Origin of the sequence: Olivibacter sp. EAT-5 (assembly GCF_044784325.1) — a bacterium.
In the GTDB taxonomy this organism is placed as follows: Bacteria; Bacteroidota; Bacteroidia; order Sphingobacteriales; family Sphingobacteriaceae; genus Olivibacter; species Olivibacter oleidegradans.
Map to the genome: position 1 here is coordinate 1,070,349 of NZ_CP173028.1, position 19,274 is coordinate 1,089,622.

Here is a 19,274-nt window from a genome sequence, read left to right on the forward strand (position 1 = left end):
TGGTAATGCTCTTGTTTGTAGCTCCAGTGATGGCGATCGGCATTTATGCCCTATACCAGTGCATAACTAATCCGCACATTACAACCACACAACGCATTGTCTGGCTTATTATTATTCTCTCCGTGCCGCTGTTTGGATGTATTGGGTATCTTTTAGCGAATAAGACTAATAAAAATAATGGTGCGGCAAAGAAATAGGAATCTTTCTATTCTCCACACAGGTAAACAAAGGCACACAGAACGATTAATAAAAACAGCCTAACACATAAACCTAATATATGAATACGAATCATCCGAACGTAGCACTGATACACGAATTCTTCCGGATCTATGCAAACAATGAAACTGAGCGGTTAAGTAATGTACTAGCAGAAGACATCAAATGGCATATTCCCGGCAAGCATCCGCTAGCAGGAACCAAAGTCGGTATACCAGCCGTAGTAGAATACCTTGGACAGCTAAGCAAAGCCGCATTCCAGGCCTCTCCTATTGTAATGGGCGTAAGCGATCAGTATGTGATCGACTGCCACCGCAACTGGAGCAATTTAGAAGGCAGCACCAATTTAGACAATATGTCATGCCTCCTATGGAAAATAGACAATGGTAAAATCGTAGAGGTTTACAACTTCCCAGAGGACCAACATAAGGTAGATGCGTTTTTTGGGGAGGTTTATGGGTAATTTTCAGGGACCAATGTTGTCTTATTAGCATGAAAACCTATTTAGAAACAGACAGGCTGATACTAAGAGAAATCGTCCCAGAAGATGTTGATGGAATGTTCGAACTGGATTCCGATCATGAGGTACATAAATACTTAGGAAACAATCCTGTAAAGAACAAAGAGGAAGCAAGGAAAAACATTGATTTCATACGGCAGCAGTATATCGAAAATAAGATTGGCCGTTGGGCAGTAGTGGAGCGAAGCTCAAATCAATTTATAGGATGGGCAGGTTTAAAGCTGATTAAAGAGACGATCAATAATCATATTGATTACTATGATCTAGGTTATAGGCTAATAAAAAAATTCTGGGGACGGGGTTATGCAACAGAAGCCGCAAAAGCAACACTCTCATACGGTTTTGACAAACTCAATTTACCAGAGATATTTGCGATCGCAGATTGCAACAATACAGGATCAAATAAAATATTAACCAAAATAGGTATGACTCACGAAGAGGTGTTCTTTCTAAATGGAATTAAGTGCAATTGGTATCGAATTGGCAGGGAGGAATTTAATGATTATACATAAAAATGGCATCACAGATTGTGATACCTGGAAATATAGAAGTTTTACAGTCACAATTTTCGATCTCCGATTAATGAAACGTTATAGCTAAACAACAAAACCTAATCTATGACCAAAACCCAATCATCAAAAGAAAGCTTAATCATCCCTGAAGAAGTAGTGATGAATCAGATCTATTATATCCGCGATCAAAAAGTGATGCTGGACAGGGATTTAGCGGATTTGTACGGAGTAGAGACAAAAGTGCTTAAACAAGTTAGAAATATTGATAAGTTCTCTGAGAATCATAGGTTGAAAAAGAAAAAGCTTAGAAAGGAAGGTGAATATGTTTATTAAATTGTTTCTCCTCTTCATATTACTCCTATTCTTTTCAATTTACCGATTTTGTTTGAAAAAGCATAAAGAATTTGATTCTCCTTGGACAGTAATTGCTACTGCTTTAAGCTTAGCTGTTGTTATCGCCTTTTTTATCATTATCGGTGAAGTCTATACAATTTACACCGGCGAGGGCGAACTAAAAATGGACACTACTGGGCAAGTTGGCGACTTTATTGGCGGTGTGGTGGGTACAACAATAACTGGTGTAAGTGTAATCCTACTTTATAATACATTTATTGATCAAAGAACTTTTTCGAGGACTCAAACTAAATACCTAGAGAAAAATGAAATAGCTCAAAAAGATCAGCAATTTCAAACGACATTCTTTCAGTTGATATCTTCTCATACCAGTCTTAAACAGTCTATTCTGTTCAACACAAAAGAACGATTAACATGGTGGACTGAAGAAGAGGTTGAACCGTATAGAACGATATCTGGCATCGAGTTTTTTGAATTTGCAAAATGGGACTTCTATAGACTATACCAACCAGAAGGTCAGATAATGCCCCCAATTAGTATTCGGCAGGACAACGTATTAGAACACGTCCTTCCTAACCCGTCAACAAATCACACGATTAACCAACCAATCGAGAGAATTAAGAGTAAATATAAGAAGTTTTTTGACACTTATCACCCTTACCTTGGGCACTACTTTAGAAATATTTACTATATTCTAAAACATGTCGACAATCATTTCGAACAGGATGTCGCGCTAGCACAAACTGATAAAGATAACATTGAACAGAAATATAAATTCTATACAGGCACCTTGCAATCTCAATTGTCATCGGCAGAACTGTTTCTATTGTTTTATAATGGCCTGTGTTTTTCTAAGATGAAGCAACTCATAATAAAATACGATATGCTGAAAAATTTAGCAGTGGAAGACCTAGCTGACTCTGAACGGCATACCACTCTCTATCAAGGGATAGCTTTAAAAACCCGGCACTCCATTATCCATGGCATCAATTAGAAAATAATCGAGCTCCCTACCAAAGAAACACTAAAAGCGCTCTTCATATTTGTATCGTCGAACAACGAAAATAACACTTCCAGCTAAATAGCGCTGATTTTATATGATTTCTAATATTCGTTCTTTTTCAGTCCATTTTATAGGTTTACGGGTTGTTTTCTCTTTTAACAATTCAAAAATGTTTGCAGATCTTTTCATAGAATATCCTTCTGATAAGTCATTAATGATTGTAATTTTTTCTTTTATGAGATCTTTATATTTTGATTTTTGGGCAATTTCAAAATTCACAATTGCTTTGCGCAAATCGTTTTCAAAGTACGTTGACGAGGACCCGGTAACATAAGTTATAATAAACAAATTGGGTCCTTTGTTTATTATAGCATTAAATTTTATGCCTTTAAAGTCATCGAGTGGTGCGCGTAATTTGACCATGTTGTCATAGTTCAATTTTAAAAAGTCATTTGCATCCGTTTTGAACGTCTCCCTTTCCCTTTCTTCCTTCTCATCTTTGTATCGCATGCAAAACCCATTTACAACACCAACTATAAAGTTTGCCAAATCGAAAACACAACTAGGAATTTGTTCAATATTTTCACACGTTTTATAATAGAATTCCCTCCCTGATTTATCTAGTGTCGATTTAACACTGTAAGATGCTTTAAACAAACCTATTATTCTTCCAATTATATCTTCAGACTCGTCATTTACAGGTGTTTCATAATAGTTTTGATCTATCCATCCACTATCTGTAATCACAATTTTTTGATTTGTGTAAGTTACGAACACAGACACAAATTTGTTGTTTATAGTAGAGTAAGCAGTAATAATTTCTAGAGCATTTTGTCTTACTTTGAAACTAGTTAAATTACAAAATGATGATTTAATTTGCTCTATAATTTGCGCGTTATCCATTTTACTCGAAATTTATCTGATCGAAGTTAATTAGTTTTGTATCTTCAAACTTTATCTCAGGAACTTTTTCTACGATATTTGGAAAATTACCATCACTCAGGCTTGTATTAGTTTCCATGCAAAAAAGAGACACACCAAAATTTATATCCTCTACAATTTCTTTTGCCTCCTCCTCCTTTTTTAGAGTCTCATTTTTATACGCGAAAGGCATCCCTTTATCATTAAATGTATTAAAATGCGGTGTTGACACTGATTGTTTTTCTAATGGTATGTCAGGAAAGCTATTTCGATGAGCAGGTCCATCTGAATCGAATCTAAAAAATGGTTCTTGAGTAAAAGATGTACATCGTAATTTTATACCATATTTCGATTCTCTTTTGCTTTGTTCAATTATCAATGAAATTTCATCACCGATATTTTTGTGTTGAACTTTACTCTTCCCTATCAACCAAACTGCATTATTGATTTTATGGTGTAGTTGGATGGTATTAGTTAAAACATATTTTTTATCGCTCAGAAGCTCTTTGAATAGATCTGGGTTGCCTTTTACGTCCTGGTTAACTTTACTCATTAAAGTGATCACTTTAGAATTATTTCAACTGTAAATATACATATTGAATTGATACTGTACACTGATAAAATATGAAACTTCGTGACCAGACTCATCTTATCACGAGTTAAGTAAGTTCTCAATACACTTTTCGATCTTTTTTAATCGCAAGTTCAATTCTACCTTCTTATTAAACTGCTTGCAGGTTGATATGGCCGACCGTAGTTTGTTGATGTCTTTTTGAAGTTGAAAAAGTTTCGCACTCTTTTCGATAAGTTCAGCCATAGAATCCACTTCTTTCGGTTTAAAACCAGATAGCTGTTTACAAAAATCAAAAAAAACAGCATCTAGGCTTTCCCTCAAATTCAGCTGGAATGTGTTATCTGCTGCCGTGAACCAGTCTGAAGCAAATTCCCAATCTATAACAGAGGTATCAGCAAGTGTCGGATGAGGATGTTTAGCGGAGGCAGATATATAAAATCGGTCACCAAATTGCATGACAAATATGACGCCGTAGGGGACGCTTTTACCGATAATAGCGAGCAATTCTGATATTCGGTCGTCCCGTTTTAGTTCAATATGGATGATCTGGATTTCCGCAAAATACTTTCCGGACAGGTTTATTGTTGCCGGCGCCAATTTATGCGTCCAAGTCATTTTACTGATTTTATCAGTGAGAATCTTTTTTTGTTTGTTGGATAGATGAGCGTCAAACATCTTTTTTGGGATAGTTTGACCATACACTGTACTGATCGGTAAATTAAAAAGATCAACCATTAGCGCACGATTAGAAAAGTGATTAATTGAAAATCTTCCAATCCCTTAATTTTATCCGTTAAAGCAGTGGTGCCACCTGATCGGAACAGACTATGTATTTCTTTTTCCTCTTCTGTTTGGATAATGGAGCTGATACTATCCTTTAATAGCCGGGAATAGTTATCCATGCGGTGGTATTCATCTGTCTCTTTACTCAATGCTTTACAAAGATCGGTTAGCGGTTCCGTTTTACCTTTGCATAGCTTGCGCATGGCATCGAGTATCTTTTTAGATTCTACGTGTTTCAGGTGAAGAAGTCCACTCGAACTGATATATACCAGATAGTATGGATGTAAACGATTAGTTTTATTGATGTTGAGGAACGAATTTATATTTTTCAGGACAAATATAGTACCTGCAGGCAATATATCATCAGCAGGAACAACAGCATGTAGTCCTTCAGGAATATGATCCAATGTTCCATACAGTTTAAAATAATTGGAAAGATCGACTCGAAAATCATTTAATCCAAGATCTGTAATGTCCACGCCCTCTCGAAGATCTTCCAGATCAATCACTTCATCCTTCAGCTTTTGGAGCTGTATCTTTCTGTACTCCAGATCTTGCTCTCTAGCATTCAAGATATTGTCATCTCCCGTACTGGCCATATTCGAAATCAACATACGGCTCTCTACTTTCTGCTTCAGATTGATGTAAGCATCCAGCGTCACATCTGGCCAAAAATTGACGAGCGTTATCGTATCATTCTTAGATCCTATACGATCGATACGACCAAATCGCTGAATGATACGCACCGGATTCCAGTGAATGTCATAATTGACCAAGTAATCACAATCCTGAAGATTTTGTCCTTCCGAAATACAATCTGTTGCAATCAGAATATCAATCTCCTCATTTATCTGCGGATATAGCTGAGATTTTCCTTTTGACAGCGGAGAAAAACAAGTAAGTAATGGGTTCAAATCCGAAGGTATATTTTTCGCTGAACTTATTTTTCTGGATCCGGTAATAAGCGCTGTGTTGATACCATACTTATTCTTAAAGTGACTGTGAATATGCGCGTACAGATAGTTTGCAGTATCTGCAAAAGCGGTAAAGACAATCGCTTTCTTGTTCTGACCATTAAAAGGATGTTTTATCTTTCCTTCCAACAATTCATGGAGCTGACGAAGCTTATAATCGTTATTTCCACGAACGTGCTCAATGCTATCCCAGATGCCACGCAGTAATTTTAGATCGTCCTGCAAATCCTCTTGCCAACGGTAAACATCCATGTCTGCGACATGTACTTTGATCTTTTTACCGATAAAGTTTTCCTCATCGCCCCAGTCGGACTCCCAGTCAAAATTTTCGTCTTCAATTCGTGCCTGTATACCTTCGTAATCTGATTTTACCCCATCTCTAATGGTCTGTAGTGTTTTCTCAATTAAGCCGATAATACCTTCTAGCGTTATACGAAAAGAGTCCACGGAACTTTCCAAGCGCTTCAAAAGATTAATACGCATGAGTATACGGAGACTATTGTCACGGTCGATTTGTGATAGCCTGCCCGCTCCGGCTCGTACATCTTTCTCGTACAGCGATCGATAATGTTCTAATTTGCTGTCAAGGATGTAATTTAATGGCGTATAGACCGAAAGATTTAATAAGGTAAGACCTTCTGCTATTTGCACGTAGGTGACATGCCCATCCTCCGTTAACGGGCTTTGGATAGAGAGCGGTTCATTCCGCTTCGGGAACTTACCAATAGCACTGGTATCGTAGTACGTGGTGATATGCTTTCTTGATCGTGCGATGGTTAACGAATCTAATATCTCGAAAAAATCAAAGTCAAGCATCTCCAATAAGCGTTCGGTAGTCCGATATCCCGTATCGTATTTACTCCAGGTATTGAAAGCTTGTTGTGCTTTTCTGAAAACCTGCTCTATGGAGCTTTTGGTATCCAGCTTTTGGTCTATAATGGCGGCTTCCCCCTCATAGGCCAATGCCAATTGATTCCGTAAATCCGCAAAGCGGTTGTTGACTGGCGTCGCAGACAACATCAAGACTTTTGTTTCGATACCTTCCTTGATCACTTTACGCAATAGCTTCTGATACCTGTTTTCCCGATCTGAATATGGATTGTTATTTCTGAAATTATGAGATTCGTCAATGACCACGAGACCATAATTCCCCCAATTGACATTTTCCAAACTTCGACCGTTGCTCATACCTCGGTCGCGACTGAGATCTGTATGAAATAATACATCATACCGAAAGCGGTCCGCTGCCAAAAAATTGTTCTTGTCATTATGACGGTAAGCGTTCCAGTTTGCTTCTAATTTTTTCGGACACAATACCAGAACATCCTTATTCCTCATCTCGTAGTATTTGATCACCCCTAAAGCAGAGAAGGTTTTACCCAAGCCCACACTATCCGCTAAAATGCAGCCGCTATATTTTTCAAGCTTGTTAATAGCACCTATGACGGCATCACGTTGAAAATTGTAGAGCTTGCTCCAGACCAAGGTATCTTTGAAGCCAATTTGGTCGTTCGGCAAAGTATCTAAGGAAAGGTCTTCGAGAAAATCATTGAAAATATTGTATAGCGTAATAAAGTAGATAAACTCCGGGCTATTTTCTTTGTAAGCAGTTTCAAAATAGCTTTGCACCTGCTCGGTTACTTCCTTGAGGTCGTCTTCATTTTTCCACACCTGATCAAACCATTCCAGATAAGCCTCGCTATCTGGATAGTTGGTTTTTTGAATCAGTGTAGGGAATCCTTTCTTGTGTGTAAAGCCTAAATCGGCGGTCGTAAAGCTTCCAATATGCGCATAATTGACGGAATCATCTGCACTGTTCTTTACATGTATCATTCCATGTAAGGGTTGATGAAAATGCCGATTCGATTTAAAACGAACTTTGTCTTTTACCCATTTTGAACACTCTCGCGCAATAGCACGTTGATTCAACTGATTTTTTAATCGCAGTTCAAACTCACCACCACATAAATCAGCCTCCTTGTATAGGTGAGGGATAAAGAACTTTGGAACCTCCTTCTTCAGGTTTTCCTCTACAAACGTCGGCGAACTAAATATAAAGCGAAGCTCATCGATTTGACCTAATTCCTTGCGCAGCGCTTCAAAGGCATAAATCGAAAAAGAAGAGGCGGCTATGCTCAACTTGCTTCCTCGTTGAATATGTTGCCTTAGATCATCGCCAAGGCGTTTATTGATGTTATCGATGAGTTGCATAGCCTACATTACCTGAACAATATCCAACAATTTACCATAATTACTAACCGTATCGAATTTCACCACACCGCCACTGATCTCTTTGAAGTGTTCCTGTGCACAGTGGATTTTTAGTTTTTCGATTTCACGGAGATCCATCTCCGAATCAGATCCTTTTGTTTCGGCGACAAAATAGATATGGCGTACTTTGTCTTTGTCAAACACGATAGCCCAGTCCGGACTATAATTGGCTATTGGCGTCGAGATATAAAAACTCTTCGGCAATTTAGCGTATACTACTACTTCTACACTATTCTCCAAGGCCTCTGCAAAATCAGCTTCTATCTTAGAATCGGAAGTTAGGTAATCATAGATGTGTTTTTTAAGCAACTCCGAATTACGCAATGCAGATTTATCATTGGTAAATACCGTCTTGGCATCGTGCCTATCTTCCAGTTTGTGGTACACAATATTATTAATAATGAGTTTGGCTTTTGCCTCATTGATCAATTTACTGCATTTCGCAATGAATTCTTCCGGGTTTCGGCGTAACATCAGAAACTTTTCCTCGTGGATAGATTTTAGGATATCCACGATGGTCCGCCGGGTTAGATTTGTTTTTTGCTCGATCTCGCCAACGATATCATACAGTGTGTTCGTGTAAAGGTCATTATCCAGCTTCATATATTGCCGCTGTGATTCACGGATTAATGCCCCTTGCTGCATTTGTTCTTTTGTGCCATCTTCCAATTCTCCGGTTTTCACTTCGTACATGCGGGTACTGATGTGCAGGTTGGCATTGATCAGCGTTTTACTTTCGTAAACTAATTTCTCCGTATCGAAGCGAACTTCATAGACAGTTTTGAGATTAATTTTATCCCAAAGTGCTTGAAACTCCTTCTTCTTGAAATTCGGGTTGGTCTGCAATACGATCGTTTGTCGTTCGTCTTCAGGTTTGAACGGTTCTCCGGTATAGATAGACTGGAGCAATTGGGTAATCGATGCTCGATAAGACTCCAGTTGCTCTGGCAACGGTACCTTATGCTGTTCAATCAGTTCCCGTCCTTCAGCTGTAATCTTATCATCCTCATCAATCACATCGTGCTTATAAAGTAGCTTATTGAGCTTTTTACCGTCATCTTCTGTCAATCGCCGGGATTCACCTTGTTCATTGGATACCAGTTTACCAACGAAATATGCTATTTCAGCTTTTTGTGGCCGATCAGCCAGCGTGGCTGCTATCTCCGTTTGTAATCCTTTAGCAAAGGCTTCATAGCTTTCCGAAGCAATGACGGTCAGTTTGTTGACCTCATGTACCTGCTCACCAATGAGTTCAAAGTCTTGGCGAACTCCACGTTTATCCACACACAAACGCATACCACGCCCGACTTCTTGTCTACGTCTGGTTTGACTTCCAGTTTCTGCACTCTTCAGCGCGCATATCTGGAATACATTGGGATTGTCCCAACCTTCCTTCAATGCGGAGTGCGAAAAGATAAAACGTGTAGGTTCCTCAAAACTCAGTAAACGTTCTTTGTCCTTCATGATCAGATCGTAAGCTGAAATGTCGTCAGAATCTTCCTTGCCTCGTTTCAACGAAGGGTCTACTGATTTCCCTTTTTTGTCTATCGAAAAATAGCCCTCATGTATCTTCCCTGCATCATCACGCTGTAGATAATCAAAATAGCTGGTGGGCATATAGCCTTTGTGTACCTGACTCGGATCGGTATCTTTTAGGTAGTCGTTATAATCCTGCTGAAATAAATCTAAAAAATCATTACGGACTTTATTGTACTCTTCTTCGAATAGCTTCGCGTACTCACCGAGTGCTTTTTCACCAGATTCATCGTATACGCGATATTTTTCTACCGAATCGATAAAGAATAAGCTCAATACTTTAATTCCCTTGTCGAATAGTTGCTTTTCTTTCTGGAGGTGAGAAAGGATTGTTTCGCGGATCTGCACCCGACGAAAGGCCAATTCGTCTTTGTCGTTCACGATATCTCCCGGATAAATGTCCTCGCCGTTAACGACTATTTTATTGAGGTAGCCATTTATCTCTGTAATCGTGTGGTTCTTATATACAGGAAGGTTGCCAGAGAGCTCATAAAGGTTGGCCCCCTCAGCCAATTTTTGCCGTACTTTCTTGACACCTTCGCCGACACGCTTTTCAAACTCTACCACTGCAAACGGAGGCTTCGATGTACTCAGGCTAATTTGCTCGAGATAGAGGTAGCCCGTCGTTCCGGTCGATCCTTTGAGGTTAATTCCTTTCACCTGGATTTTTTTGACCAGTTTTTGATGGTAAGCATCCAAGGCATCCAGACGAAATACCTTATTGTATTCAACTTTGTGCGTAGCCGAATAGCGCAAGGTAAACAACGGATTAAAATCCTGCATACTTTTCAGTGTTTTCTCACCATCTACTGATTGAGGCTCGTCGATGATCAAGATCGGATTGGTTTGCGCAAGAATTTCTATGGGCCGCCTAGTGCCGAATTGATCTAACTCTCTATAAATTCTATTACCAACATTTTCTTTTAGATTGCCATGAGCATCGTACTGTGGAGAAGAAAAGGCCTGTGTATTGATAATCATAACCGATATGCGATTATCGGATGCAAAACTTTCTATATCTTGTGGTCTACCAGAATTATAGATAAACGGATTGATTTTATGTCCGTACAGTTCCTGGAAGTGGTCTTGTGTCACTTGAAATGATTTGTAAACGCCTTCACGTATAGCAATGCTAGGTACAATTACAATAAACTTACTCCAACCGTAATGTTTATGTAGCTCATACATGGTACGGATATACGTATAAGTCTTACCCGTACCTGTTTCCATTTCGATAGTCAGGTTATAGCCTAATTTAACACCTTTTGGACGCTTTACGGTTTGACTTTCGCTCAATCCCTGTTCCCGCTGAACCTCTTGTATATTTTCGAGAATCTGGCTGTCTACTAGCTGAATGCCACTATTTCGATAACCAATGTCTTCGAGTACCTCATGATCAAAAGCCGAGGTTTGTATAGCACCACTGGCAGCCTGCTTTGCTTTTCGGATAAGTTCGCGACTCCGCTCTAGGGTGAATCGATTTGTTTTCAACGGTTGCCCTTGAAAACAATCGACCACCGCTTTGACCGCCTGAATCTGAAAATCCTGTTCTTTAAATTGTAATTTCATTACTGCCAAAAGTTTTCATTTTTCCAATCTTTAGGAAAGCCCATTTCCTTTTCCTGTGCCAATGGACAAGTGGCCATTAGACTTTTGAGTTTTTCCTTAAACGTATTACTTGGACTAATGATATCCAATATATACTTCATGCAGCATAAAGTAGCATAAATTTTATAGGGTAAAACATGCTGATTGTTTATAAATGGATTTAATGGGCGATTTGGTAATTTGATATGTGCTGTCAATCGTCGGTTCCATAACCGACCGTGGTGTGCACAAATATTGCGTATATTACTGAAAGAGTGCATCCAACTTTCCAAAATGGCTACATCCGGCAAACCATAATATTTAGTGATAGCCTTCTTTTCGCTGCCGAACTTCAAATTTCGAAACATTAAGGACAATAATCCAAAGCTGCTTACTTCTAAACTCATCCAACATGGCGGCTCCGGTGGGTTGGAATATTTATTTTTATAGTGTTCAATAAAAGTCTCAACACTACGATCTACCTCTTGCTGCAATCGAGTAAAATCCTTGGCAAACTGCACAGAGTATCTAAAAAGAGAACCATCCAAATGCCAATGACTTCCATGGCTCATGGCCCACTGATAAATAATTTGTGTACGCATGGAGATTTCAATTTTCTCGATGGCATCTAAAACAAAAAGTCTAAACTGCCGATCAAAAACATACAGATTGATAATATCTTCAAAACAAACTTTTTCGATAAAAGGATGGTTCGGATCGGTATTATCCTGAAATGGAAAAGTATATGCTCGAAGTCTGTAATAGCTAATATTCGATAGATAAGAAGCCGCTTTGGCTTCATCTGAAATGACTAATCCTCTATTCTTTAATGTAATGATTTGATCTGCAACAGAAACAGCTGGTTTAGTATAATTCATGAATTGAGGGCGGTTAGGTTAAAAAAGACGTTATAAAAAGCGAAAACCCGCCCAGGTGCGCTAATCTTACGGGAAGCGTGGCGGGTATTATTACTGCAAAGGTAAGGAACTTTTTATTAGTGAACAAGTTTATCAACATTTTTTATTTATTATATCACCTTCATTTCAGTTTCTGGACTCAATTGTTTCAGCAATTGCTTAACGTTGACCTTCGCCGTGTCATCCTTAAATCCATTATCTCTCAAGACCACACGTAAAGGTTTATCTTTAGCGATTTCTTTGGCAAATATCTCATCAAGGCCTTTATCGAAACACGCGTACAGTGAATTTTCAGCAACGCGGAAAACCTCTTTGCCCGCAATTTCCAATCGTTCGATCTTCAAACTTAATGGAAGTCCCCAGTCGAGCATGACCTGTGCTAAAAGGTCATCTGCTGTTCGGTCGGATTTGACATTGTCTGCAAACAGATCCAGATTCGCTTGAGTATATTCCTGGGGTTTATAGTACACGTCCTGCATATTGCTGTCGTCCAAACGGTATACTCGGAAACCGTAATCGATATCTGCCCCAGTTTCTTCCTTGATTTTCTTCGCTGCACGACGGATACGTTCTTTGCCTATCTGAGCAATTGTCATATAGCCTGCTTTTGAAGCTTCACTATGGTTTTCAAGTTTAGGTAACCCTGTTTGTCTGTCAATAACGTATCGCCATTTTTTATTGCCTGAACTATTTACATATTCTTCTTTTACACCTTCATAAGTGATTTCCGGAAGCTGAACCATGATGTATTTGAGTTTTCCCGCTCCTTTTTTTGCATTTAAATGCATAATGGCATGTGCAGAAGCTGCTGATCCGGAGAAGAAGTCAAGTAGGATATCATCTTCATCACAATTGGCTATTGTTGTTAAATAGCTAACTAACTTAATTGGTTTAGGTGTGTCGAACACGTCTTCGGGTAAAAGTTTTAATAGTTCATACTTAGCTTGTCGATTATGGCCCGTCTTTTCAAGATCGATCATCAAAGTGGATGGAGGTAGACCTCCCATATCTTTCAAATATGTTCTTCTCCTGATGTTTTTTTGACCTTCGGTGAAACGAATCTCTCCTGATTGAATTTTCTCTTTCATAACTTTCTCGGACCACCTCCATCCATTTTTTGGGGCATTTATAATTGTCCCATTTGGTGAAATCAAGTCATAGACCAAATTTTCTCTATAATTAGGAGAGTTTAGAGGGTTGCCGTCAAAATAAGGCCCATTAGGGTCGTTATCTGGGTTTTTAAAATGTTTTTGCTTATTTTCATCTTTTACTTTCGCAGGCTGCCATTCCTCATTTCTAGCATATACTAAAGTATGATTGTGATCAATTGAAAACTTTTTTGCATCATTATTACTATTATCTTTTGACCTCCATATCGCATCGGCTACAAAGTTTCTCTCCCCAAAAATCTCATCACAGACCTTCCTTAGGTTATGTACCTCATTATCATCAATCGAAATAAAAATCACTCCATCCTCTTTCAAAAGATTTCGAGCCAATTTCAGTCTCGGGTACATCATACTTAGCCAGTCAGAATGGTACCGACCCGCTGTTTCCGGATTAACGACCAAGCGCTGATTGTACTCATCCTTTTGTCCACTTTCCAGGAGCTCTTCCTGCGTATCTTTCGCAAAGGTGTCTTTATACACAAAATCCTTTCCGGTATTATACGGAGGGTCTATGTAAATCATTTTGATCTTACCGAGGTAGCTTTCCTGTAATAGCTTAAGCACTTCCAGATTATCTCCCTCAATGTAGATATTTTCCGTATTGTCAAAATCCACGGAATCTTCATGAACAGGGCGAAGTGTCTTGGTTGTGGGCAAGTTTGCGGTCACAATGGCCTCTTTCTTGCCTGGCCATTCCAGTCGGTAGCGCTCTTTGTTTCCTTCGACTACGGCATGACTTAACTCTTGTCTTAGTAAATCAAAGTCTATAGCCTTACCTGCATCACTCTCCGTCACACAGTTCGGAAACAATTCAGCTAGCTTTTCTATGTTTTGGTTCACCAAATCCGGTGATTGCATATCCAATTTGTCTACACTCATTTCGCTATTCTATTTAGGTTATTTAATCGTCTTTAACGCTAGTTCCAATGCTTCTTTTTGATGGTATTCTGCTTCCACCGTTTTAAGAATCCGATCCGCCAGCCACAAGATCAACAGCTCCCGCTCCGAAACCCGGAAGATGTTCGCAATTTTTGTGAGGTCCTCTTTCCTAAAAAAGCGGTCGCCCCGTTCCATCTTGCTCAACAAAGCTGTATCGATATCCAGCTGAGCAGCAAGCTGTCGGATCAAGATATTGTTCGCTTCACGTAGTTCCCGGATCTTTTCTCCAATCATGATTTTATTGTTTGAAATTTGACTTGACAATTATTGGCTAATATAAGGGTTTTTGCCTATATTTAAAACAAATTTGAAGGTGTATATAGATAAGAATCTAAATTATGGAAGCATTAAAATATGAAAACTTGGCGAGGTCACTATTTCAGACCGGAAGAGGAGATGACCCATTAGGAGTTTTAGCAGAGGCATCAGAATGGGACGACTTACTATCGAAAACATTCTCGCCAAGAAATCAAGCTATGGTTTGGTGTTTATTGTGCCAGTTGAGAAATGCTTACTTAGACGGGAATACTAATCAAAGAGAAAATTTTTAAAGACCTATAAGCAAGAAGACAAAATATGGAAAGCCAAATCAAATGACCAACTAATCAAAGTTTTGGAATGGATAAATTCGATTGCTGGAGAATTGCAAATATCAGAATTTCCTCACATCTCTTATGAGAGCAACGAATATAGAACCATCGCTATTTGTTGCGTTATATATTCATATCGTAGTCTGTTGAAAAAGTTTCTGTCTACATTGAGTATGTCTTTCTGGTAGGTGAACGTGCTACGGTTCTTTAATCTTTTCTTACACGTTACTACTAAAATTATTAATAGAGCAATCAGAAGTATCCAGAAGCCAGTCTTGTAATTCCAGATCGTACTTATCCTACTCCTAAAATTTACTCCTGCGAATTCGCTTATGAAAAAGGTGTAGATAGAAGTCAAAAGTATACCTAATAAGCTTACAATTAATCCTGATGAAACATCCCTCCAATCTGGTTTAAGTTTACTCAAAAAGCTCATAGGAGCAAAATTAGACAAGATGGCTATGAATAAGAAGCATTAATTCCAGATGTACCAAAAATTTGTTCAAAGATGTCTCGGTAAATCGTACTCCTTAATTAAAAAACCGATCCATTCCGAGAATAATAACATACACAGTAATATCCAGGTAAAAAATAATGCTACAATTATACTGCTCTATCGGTTAGAAATTCCCTCCTCAATCTTATCATAGATCACTTCAAAATCATCTCGCATTTTCTCAGCGACGAAGTTTGCCAACTCTTCCAGATCGTCTTCCTTCACTTCATAGGTTTTACTTGCGTAGTAAAGCCAACCATTTGCTCTATTAGTCTTATATGCTAACCCACCTGAAACAACCGCATCACTTCCTACTCGCTCATCAATCATATCTTCAATCAATAAAGCGTTGCCATAAAGCTCAATGTTTATTGTTATTTCCTTTTTCTGCTCAAAAAGCTTGTCAAAATGGATGGTATAACTAATACCTTCGTGTCTTGGATCATAGATATATCGGTGGTAATCACTTTTTCCGCTCGCTTGTAATCCTAAGATTTCTGACGCAGCTGCTAATTGATCTATTACATACTTATAGGCCAGATCCACGATATCGTATATACGATTGCAGTTTTCGAGGTTTTGATAATAGAATTTTACTTCTTCATTCATTGTTAAATCTGTGTATAGGTTTTCGATTGTGGTAATAAATTCGTTAAGATAATAGGAGGCCTCCTGCTTATATGTAGACAGCTTTTCCTTTACCAAGTTAATGATCTCACCGTGTTGAACGTTGACGAATTTATGTTGAACAGTTAACGGAATGGTTTCGCGGTTTAAACTAAGAACCACGCCTACTTTTGAATCCTCTGCCCCAACACAGTGCTGCCAGTAGGCATCCAAATCATTATTTAGCCAGTGATTAATCTTGTTTTCTATAATGATGTATTTTCGTTCATCCTGTTCGATGCCGGAGACTAAAATATCAATGCGTTTTCCTCCTTTTGTAGTCACCTCCTTTTCAACCTTAAAAAAACGCAATGAAATCTCTTTACCGGTTTTACGCTTAACCAACTCAAACAAACATTCTATAAAGAGGTTACCTAAACCATGATCTTCTTCTTGATCGAAAAAATAGGCATACCAGTTAGATATGGCAAGTTCGTAATGAGAAGTTCCGGAAATATCGAAAAATGTTCGCTTCCGTCGAACAGGCTTAGGAAATTGCGCTTCTTTTAAGAACCTTTCCAGTGATTGTTGCTTATTCATGTATCTGTGCCGTATAACTTGCTTCACCAATAATACTTACCGCATGAGTTACTTTTGAAATTTGATGTGTAAATGCTTTATAGTCCATATTTTAGTTTATTGTTGATTATATTTAAGACTTTTCTTACTGAAAACAACCTCCCCTATTTTATTCTTCGCATCTATTCTTGATTGACTAACAAGATATCCGTTTCGTAACCAGGCTTTCTTATGGGAGTGATACTGTTGCCCTGAGTTTGCCCAGAAAGTAGCGGCATGATCAAAAGCCCAGGGTGGTAATGCGCGGCCAATGATGGCTTCTATTTCGTCAGTGCTCAAGGTGATATGATCGGCTACGGCCTGGTTGAAATACACAGTTAAGGCTTCGTAGGAAGATCGCTTGGTTCTTTCTTGCTTCGTGATCTTACGCCCCTTGTTTGGTGTTCGCACTTCGCTTTTTTTATCCGGGTTGTTATGTACATTCAGACAACGGTGTTCATCATACCTTCTATATGGATATCAATGGCAACTGGAAAAGCAATCCTGATGCGGTGTTCTAATCTGCCTAAGTTTTAACCAATATAATAAGACAAATAAAACAAAATTTACACTGACAAGCAAGAATACCGATAACGGCAATCCATCATTACAAGTGGCATCCCTGAATAAAAAGGATGAAAATAAACTCATTAACACCAATTGAAAATTATTTTCGTGCATTAGATATAGACAAGGAGCAGATATCAAGCTTATCATACGAAGGTTTTTGCACCAAAATAAAACGGAGATTAAAACACACATCAGAAGTGCAAAAAGTCTTGGGTTTAATGGGAATTTTGTTCTTGATCTCAGCACTGGGTACTAAAGACCGCAAGATTTTGCACTATTAGTTTTTTCTTTGCTCCCAAAATGAGACCAACAGCTCTACTCTAACGATTTACACAATTTTCATTGTTAATGCAAACGATCGCCTCTTCTGGTTCAAGCAACATAGTTAATTTCCGCCAGTAAACGTTCGCTTTTTTTTACCGAACCTGTACTGGAATGTAAATGAAAAAAGAACTAACTAAACCATTCTAAATGTATGTAGTATGAACTAGTTCCGTTTGAACCGACTTTAGTGGTTGTAACTTCAATTTTCACACTTCGACCTGATTCAGATTTCAGTAAATGTTCATTAAAACCTGGCTCGACAATACGGTCGATGACAATTGTATCCGATTGCCAAATCTTAATACGTTCCTCTCCGTTGTCACCCGCAGGTTTATTTAGATAAATTTTGCGGGCATTGGAAGCCCCTCCAGCCCATATATCGCCTACAGCATTGCTAGTGACATTACATTTGTCCGCGTGACGATCGCCGCTTCTGTCTTGTGTACATTCTTTCTTTTGCATAATTGGAACCTTTAGTTGTTAATTTATGTGTATAAAGTTATTTTGCAATTGATAAGTAAAAAATGGAAACAGAGAATTCCAACAAACACAATAATGACCGTTAATATTTTTTATAATAACATAACCTTAATATATACAAAGTTAAATTCCATATGTAAAAAAAGAATAGCTATCGGTAGCTATATTGCTAAATGTTGCCGATCGCCGAATCAGGACTGAGCTTCGTTTACTGGTAGTTAATAAAACTAGAAAAGCCTTAAATAGGTACAATCATAGAATAGATAATAGGACAACATAAACAAGCTTCGTTATCCACGCTTTTTAGCCAGCCGCAACTGAGAAAATAAAGTTGGAAGGGGCTGGCTACTATTTGCCAGGCAAATTGATGTTACAAAATATCAAGAGCTGGACAAACTTATATATGAACCGATACATGGCAAACGGGCTGGCATAAAACCTTTGCAATTGGGAAGTATGGCTATCTGCTTTTTCTCAAAACGACTCTCCCTTCATTGTCAGAGTACTCAACGAAATACCTCCTTTTTGGCTTAAGTCTATATCTATCGCAAAGTAGTTGCCCGTTCTCCTTTTCACATAAATCAACGTATAAGTAAGGTTCACTTATTCTTATAGTAGCCAAAATTCCACGTCTTGGTCTAATGCTCTTATTCTTCCACTCATTTTCATCAGTTGATAACTTAATATAGCAAACATCAGTCGCTAAATTTGTAATTTGTATTGTGCCAGAGGGCAAAGCATTCAAAACCCTGCCGGGCTCTTGCTCTTCAATATCTTCAATGTATTGACATAGTGATAATAAAGGAAGAAACAGGCTTAGTGCTGTAAAAATTGCTTTTTTCATTATTATGAAGATTGATTGTCATTTTTAGTACCATCTCGCTTACCAAATAAATAGCCGCAAATAGTTCCAAATAATGCAAATATTGGTGCTATTTGAGTGTCCGTATAACCAGCCATAATCACGAATAAAGAGCCAACGATTACCAATGTGACGATTAGCAATCTGATTGTAGCCTCTTCTCCAATGTTACGCTCTTTAATTATTTTGACTTCAAGAAGAACTAAGATTATTAAACTCAACAATACCGCGAGAGCTAAGTATACTTCTTTGTGCGAAAGAATATAATCTGCAGCTGAAGTGGCAGACGACTCAAGCGGTTCCCTATAACGTACCGAGACCTTTCCTCGACCTCCTTCTGAAACAGACTTGACAACAGACGAATCTTCATTTTTAGCAAAACTTTTACTTGAAAGTAGAGCGTTAATTATAATAGTGGCCTTAAAGATATTTTTTTGCATAATTTTACCGAG

19 protein-coding genes are annotated in these 19,274 nt (G+C 38.3%); 6 read left to right on the top strand and 13 right to left on the bottom strand.

Annotated features, from left to right (window positions below; translation table 11 throughout):
- Window positions 1-29 precede the first annotated feature (29 nt).
- The 5 genes from ACH11B_RS04335 to ACH11B_RS04355 all read left to right on the top strand — a co-directional run bounded on the left by ACH11B_RS04335 (window position 30) and on the right by ACH11B_RS04355 (window position 2,596).
- Window positions 30-197 (top strand): PLDc N-terminal domain-containing protein, encoded by a 168-nt coding sequence (locus tag ACH11B_RS04335; protein ID WP_377476993.1) that lies wholly within the window; start codon window positions 30-32, stop codon window positions 195-197.
- 80 nt (window positions 198-277) lie between these two features.
- Window positions 278-679 carry a nuclear transport factor 2 family protein gene (locus ACH11B_RS04340; protein ID WP_377611794.1) on the top strand — a complete coding sequence of 134 codons (402 nt, stop codon included), beginning with the start codon at window positions 278-280 and terminating at the stop codon, window positions 677-679.
- A gap of 29 nt (window positions 680-708) precedes the next feature.
- Window positions 709-1,248 carry a GNAT family N-acetyltransferase gene (locus ACH11B_RS04345; RefSeq protein ID WP_377611796.1) on the top strand — a complete coding sequence of 180 codons (540 nt, stop codon included), beginning with the start codon at window positions 709-711 and terminating at the stop codon, window positions 1,246-1,248.
- 105 nt (window positions 1,249-1,353) lie between these two features.
- Window positions 1,354-1,581, top strand: a complete 228-nt coding sequence (locus tag ACH11B_RS04350) for an ORF6N domain-containing protein (RefSeq protein ID WP_377611798.1) — start codon at window positions 1,354-1,356, stop codon at window positions 1,579-1,581.
- A 52-nt stretch (window positions 1,582-1,633) separates the two neighbouring features.
- Entirely contained in the window at window positions 1,634-2,596 is a 963-nt protein-coding gene (locus tag ACH11B_RS04355) for a putative phage abortive infection protein (RefSeq protein ID WP_377611800.1), read from the top strand.
- Between the two features lie 99 nt (window positions 2,597-2,695).
- Here ACH11B_RS04355 and ACH11B_RS04360 read toward each other — a convergent pair whose 3' ends face one another.
- The 8 genes from ACH11B_RS04360 to ACH11B_RS04395 all read right to left on the bottom strand — a co-directional run bounded on the left by ACH11B_RS04360 (window position 2,696) and on the right by ACH11B_RS04395 (window position 14,510).
- On the bottom strand, window positions 2,696-3,508 hold the full coding sequence (locus ACH11B_RS04360) for a hypothetical protein (RefSeq protein ID WP_377611802.1): 813 nt from the start codon (window positions 3,506-3,508) through the stop codon (window positions 2,696-2,698).
- 1 nt (window position 3,509) lies between these two features.
- On the bottom strand, window positions 3,510-4,079 hold the full coding sequence (locus ACH11B_RS04365; protein ID WP_377611804.1) for a hypothetical protein: 570 nt from the start codon (window positions 4,077-4,079) through the stop codon (window positions 3,510-3,512).
- A 99-nt stretch (window positions 4,080-4,178) separates the two neighbouring features.
- Window positions 4,179-4,835: a DUF4391 domain-containing protein gene (locus ACH11B_RS04370; protein ID WP_377611806.1), complete on the bottom strand. Its 657-nt coding sequence runs from the start codon at window positions 4,833-4,835 to the stop codon at window positions 4,179-4,181.
- The gene (locus ACH11B_RS04375) at window positions 4,835-8,068 is read right to left on the bottom strand and encodes a helicase-related protein (RefSeq protein ID WP_377611808.1); all 3,234 of its coding nucleotides are present in this window, start codon (window positions 8,066-8,068) and stop codon (window positions 4,835-4,837) included. Before ACH11B_RS04375 ends, ACH11B_RS04370 begins: the two co-directional genes overlap by 1 nt.
- Before the next feature lie 3 nt (window positions 8,069-8,071).
- The gene (locus tag ACH11B_RS04380; protein WP_377611810.1) at window positions 8,072-11,233 is read right to left on the bottom strand and encodes a type III restriction-modification system endonuclease; all 3,162 of its coding nucleotides are present in this window, start codon (window positions 11,231-11,233) and stop codon (window positions 8,072-8,074) included.
- Complete coding sequence (locus ACH11B_RS04385; RefSeq protein ID WP_377611812.1) at window positions 11,233-12,129, bottom strand: Abi family protein; 897 nt, start codon at window positions 12,127-12,129, stop codon at window positions 11,233-11,235. The genes ACH11B_RS04380 and ACH11B_RS04385 overlap by 1 nt, the downstream gene beginning before the upstream one ends.
- Before the next feature lie 149 nt (window positions 12,130-12,278).
- Window positions 12,279-14,216, bottom strand: a complete 1,938-nt coding sequence (locus tag ACH11B_RS04390; RefSeq protein ID WP_377611814.1) for a site-specific DNA-methyltransferase — start codon at window positions 14,214-14,216, stop codon at window positions 12,279-12,281.
- Window positions 14,217-14,234: 18 nt separating this feature from the next.
- Entirely contained in the window at window positions 14,235-14,510 is a 276-nt protein-coding gene (locus tag ACH11B_RS04395) for a helix-turn-helix domain-containing protein (protein WP_377611816.1), read from the bottom strand.
- Window positions 14,511-14,614: 104 nt separating this feature from the next.
- Between ACH11B_RS04395 and ACH11B_RS04400 the strand changes: the two genes are divergently transcribed.
- On the top strand, window positions 14,615-14,827 hold the full coding sequence (locus ACH11B_RS04400; RefSeq protein WP_377611817.1) for a hypothetical protein: 213 nt from the start codon (window positions 14,615-14,617) through the stop codon (window positions 14,825-14,827).
- Window positions 14,828-15,479: 652 nt separating this feature from the next.
- Here ACH11B_RS04400 and ACH11B_RS04405 read toward each other — a convergent pair.
- From ACH11B_RS04405 to ACH11B_RS04425, 5 genes are all read right to left on the bottom strand, one after another.
- The gene (locus tag ACH11B_RS04405) at window positions 15,480-16,568 is read right to left on the bottom strand and encodes a PD-(D/E)XK nuclease family protein (protein ID WP_377611819.1); all 1,089 of its coding nucleotides are present in this window, start codon (window positions 16,566-16,568) and stop codon (window positions 15,480-15,482) included.
- 96 nt (window positions 16,569-16,664) lie between these two features.
- Window positions 16,665-16,997 carry a hypothetical protein gene (locus tag ACH11B_RS04410; protein WP_377611821.1) on the bottom strand — a complete coding sequence of 111 codons (333 nt, stop codon included), beginning with the start codon at window positions 16,995-16,997 and terminating at the stop codon, window positions 16,665-16,667.
- Between the two features lie 612 nt (window positions 16,998-17,609).
- Entirely contained in the window at window positions 17,610-17,942 is a 333-nt protein-coding gene (locus ACH11B_RS04415; RefSeq protein ID WP_377611823.1) for a hypothetical protein, read from the bottom strand.
- A gap of 478 nt (window positions 17,943-18,420) precedes the next feature.
- Window positions 18,421-18,804, bottom strand: coding sequence for a hypothetical protein (locus tag ACH11B_RS04420; protein WP_377611825.1), 384 nt, complete (start codon window positions 18,802-18,804; stop codon window positions 18,421-18,423).
- Between the two features lie 2 nt (window positions 18,805-18,806).
- Window positions 18,807-19,262, bottom strand: coding sequence for a hypothetical protein (locus ACH11B_RS04425; protein WP_377611827.1), 456 nt, complete (start codon window positions 19,260-19,262; stop codon window positions 18,807-18,809).
- Between the last annotated feature and the right edge of the window lie 12 nt (window positions 19,263-19,274).

Excerpts from the sequence above, each read along its gene's own strand:
- ACH11B_RS04335 (WP_377476993.1), top strand. The coding sequence starts at position 30 with ATGGCGATCGGCATTTATGCCCTATACCAGTGCATAACTAATCCGCAC.
- ACH11B_RS04340 (WP_377611794.1), top strand. The coding sequence starts at position 278 with ATGAATACGAATCATCCGAACGTAGCACTGATACACGAATTCTTCCGG.
- ACH11B_RS04345 (WP_377611796.1), top strand. The coding sequence starts at position 709 with ATGAAAACCTATTTAGAAACAGACAGGCTGATACTAAGAGAAATCGTC.
- ACH11B_RS04350 (WP_377611798.1), top strand. The coding sequence starts at position 1,354 with ATGACCAAAACCCAATCATCAAAAGAAAGCTTAATCATCCCTGAAGAA.
- ACH11B_RS04360 (WP_377611802.1), bottom strand. The coding sequence starts at position 3,508 with ATGGATAACGCGCAAATTATAGAGCAAATTAAATCATCATTTTGTAAT.
- ACH11B_RS04365 (WP_377611804.1), bottom strand. The coding sequence starts at position 4,079 with ATGAGTAAAGTTAACCAGGACGTAAAAGGCAACCCAGATCTATTCAAA.
- ACH11B_RS04370 (WP_377611806.1), bottom strand. The coding sequence starts at position 4,835 with ATGGTTGATCTTTTTAATTTACCGATCAGTACAGTGTATGGTCAAACT.
- ACH11B_RS04375 (WP_377611808.1), bottom strand. The coding sequence starts at position 8,068 with ATGCAACTCATCGATAACATCAATAAACGCCTTGGCGATGATCTAAGG.
- ACH11B_RS04380 (WP_377611810.1), bottom strand. The coding sequence starts at position 11,233 with ATGAAATTACAATTTAAAGAACAGGATTTTCAGATTCAGGCGGTCAAA.
- ACH11B_RS04385 (WP_377611812.1), bottom strand. The coding sequence starts at position 12,129 with ATGAATTATACTAAACCAGCTGTTTCTGTTGCAGATCAAATCATTACA.
- ACH11B_RS04390 (WP_377611814.1), bottom strand. The coding sequence starts at position 14,216 with ATGAGTGTAGACAAATTGGATATGCAATCACCGGATTTGGTGAACCAA.
- ACH11B_RS04395 (WP_377611816.1), bottom strand. The coding sequence starts at position 14,510 with ATGATTGGAGAAAAGATCCGGGAACTACGTGAAGCGAACAATATCTTG.
- ACH11B_RS04400 (WP_377611817.1), top strand. The coding sequence starts at position 14,615 with ATGGAAGCATTAAAATATGAAAACTTGGCGAGGTCACTATTTCAGACC.
- ACH11B_RS04405 (WP_377611819.1), bottom strand. The coding sequence starts at position 16,568 with ATGAATAAGCAACAATCACTGGAAAGGTTCTTAAAAGAAGCGCAATTT.
- ACH11B_RS04415 (WP_377611823.1), bottom strand. The coding sequence starts at position 17,942 with ATGCAAAAGAAAGAATGTACACAAGACAGAAGCGGCGATCGTCACGCG.
- ACH11B_RS04420 (WP_377611825.1), bottom strand. The coding sequence starts at position 18,804 with ATGAAAAAAGCAATTTTTACAGCACTAAGCCTGTTTCTTCCTTTATTA.
- ACH11B_RS04425 (WP_377611827.1), bottom strand. The coding sequence starts at position 19,262 with ATGCAAAAAAATATCTTTAAGGCCACTATTATAATTAACGCTCTACTT.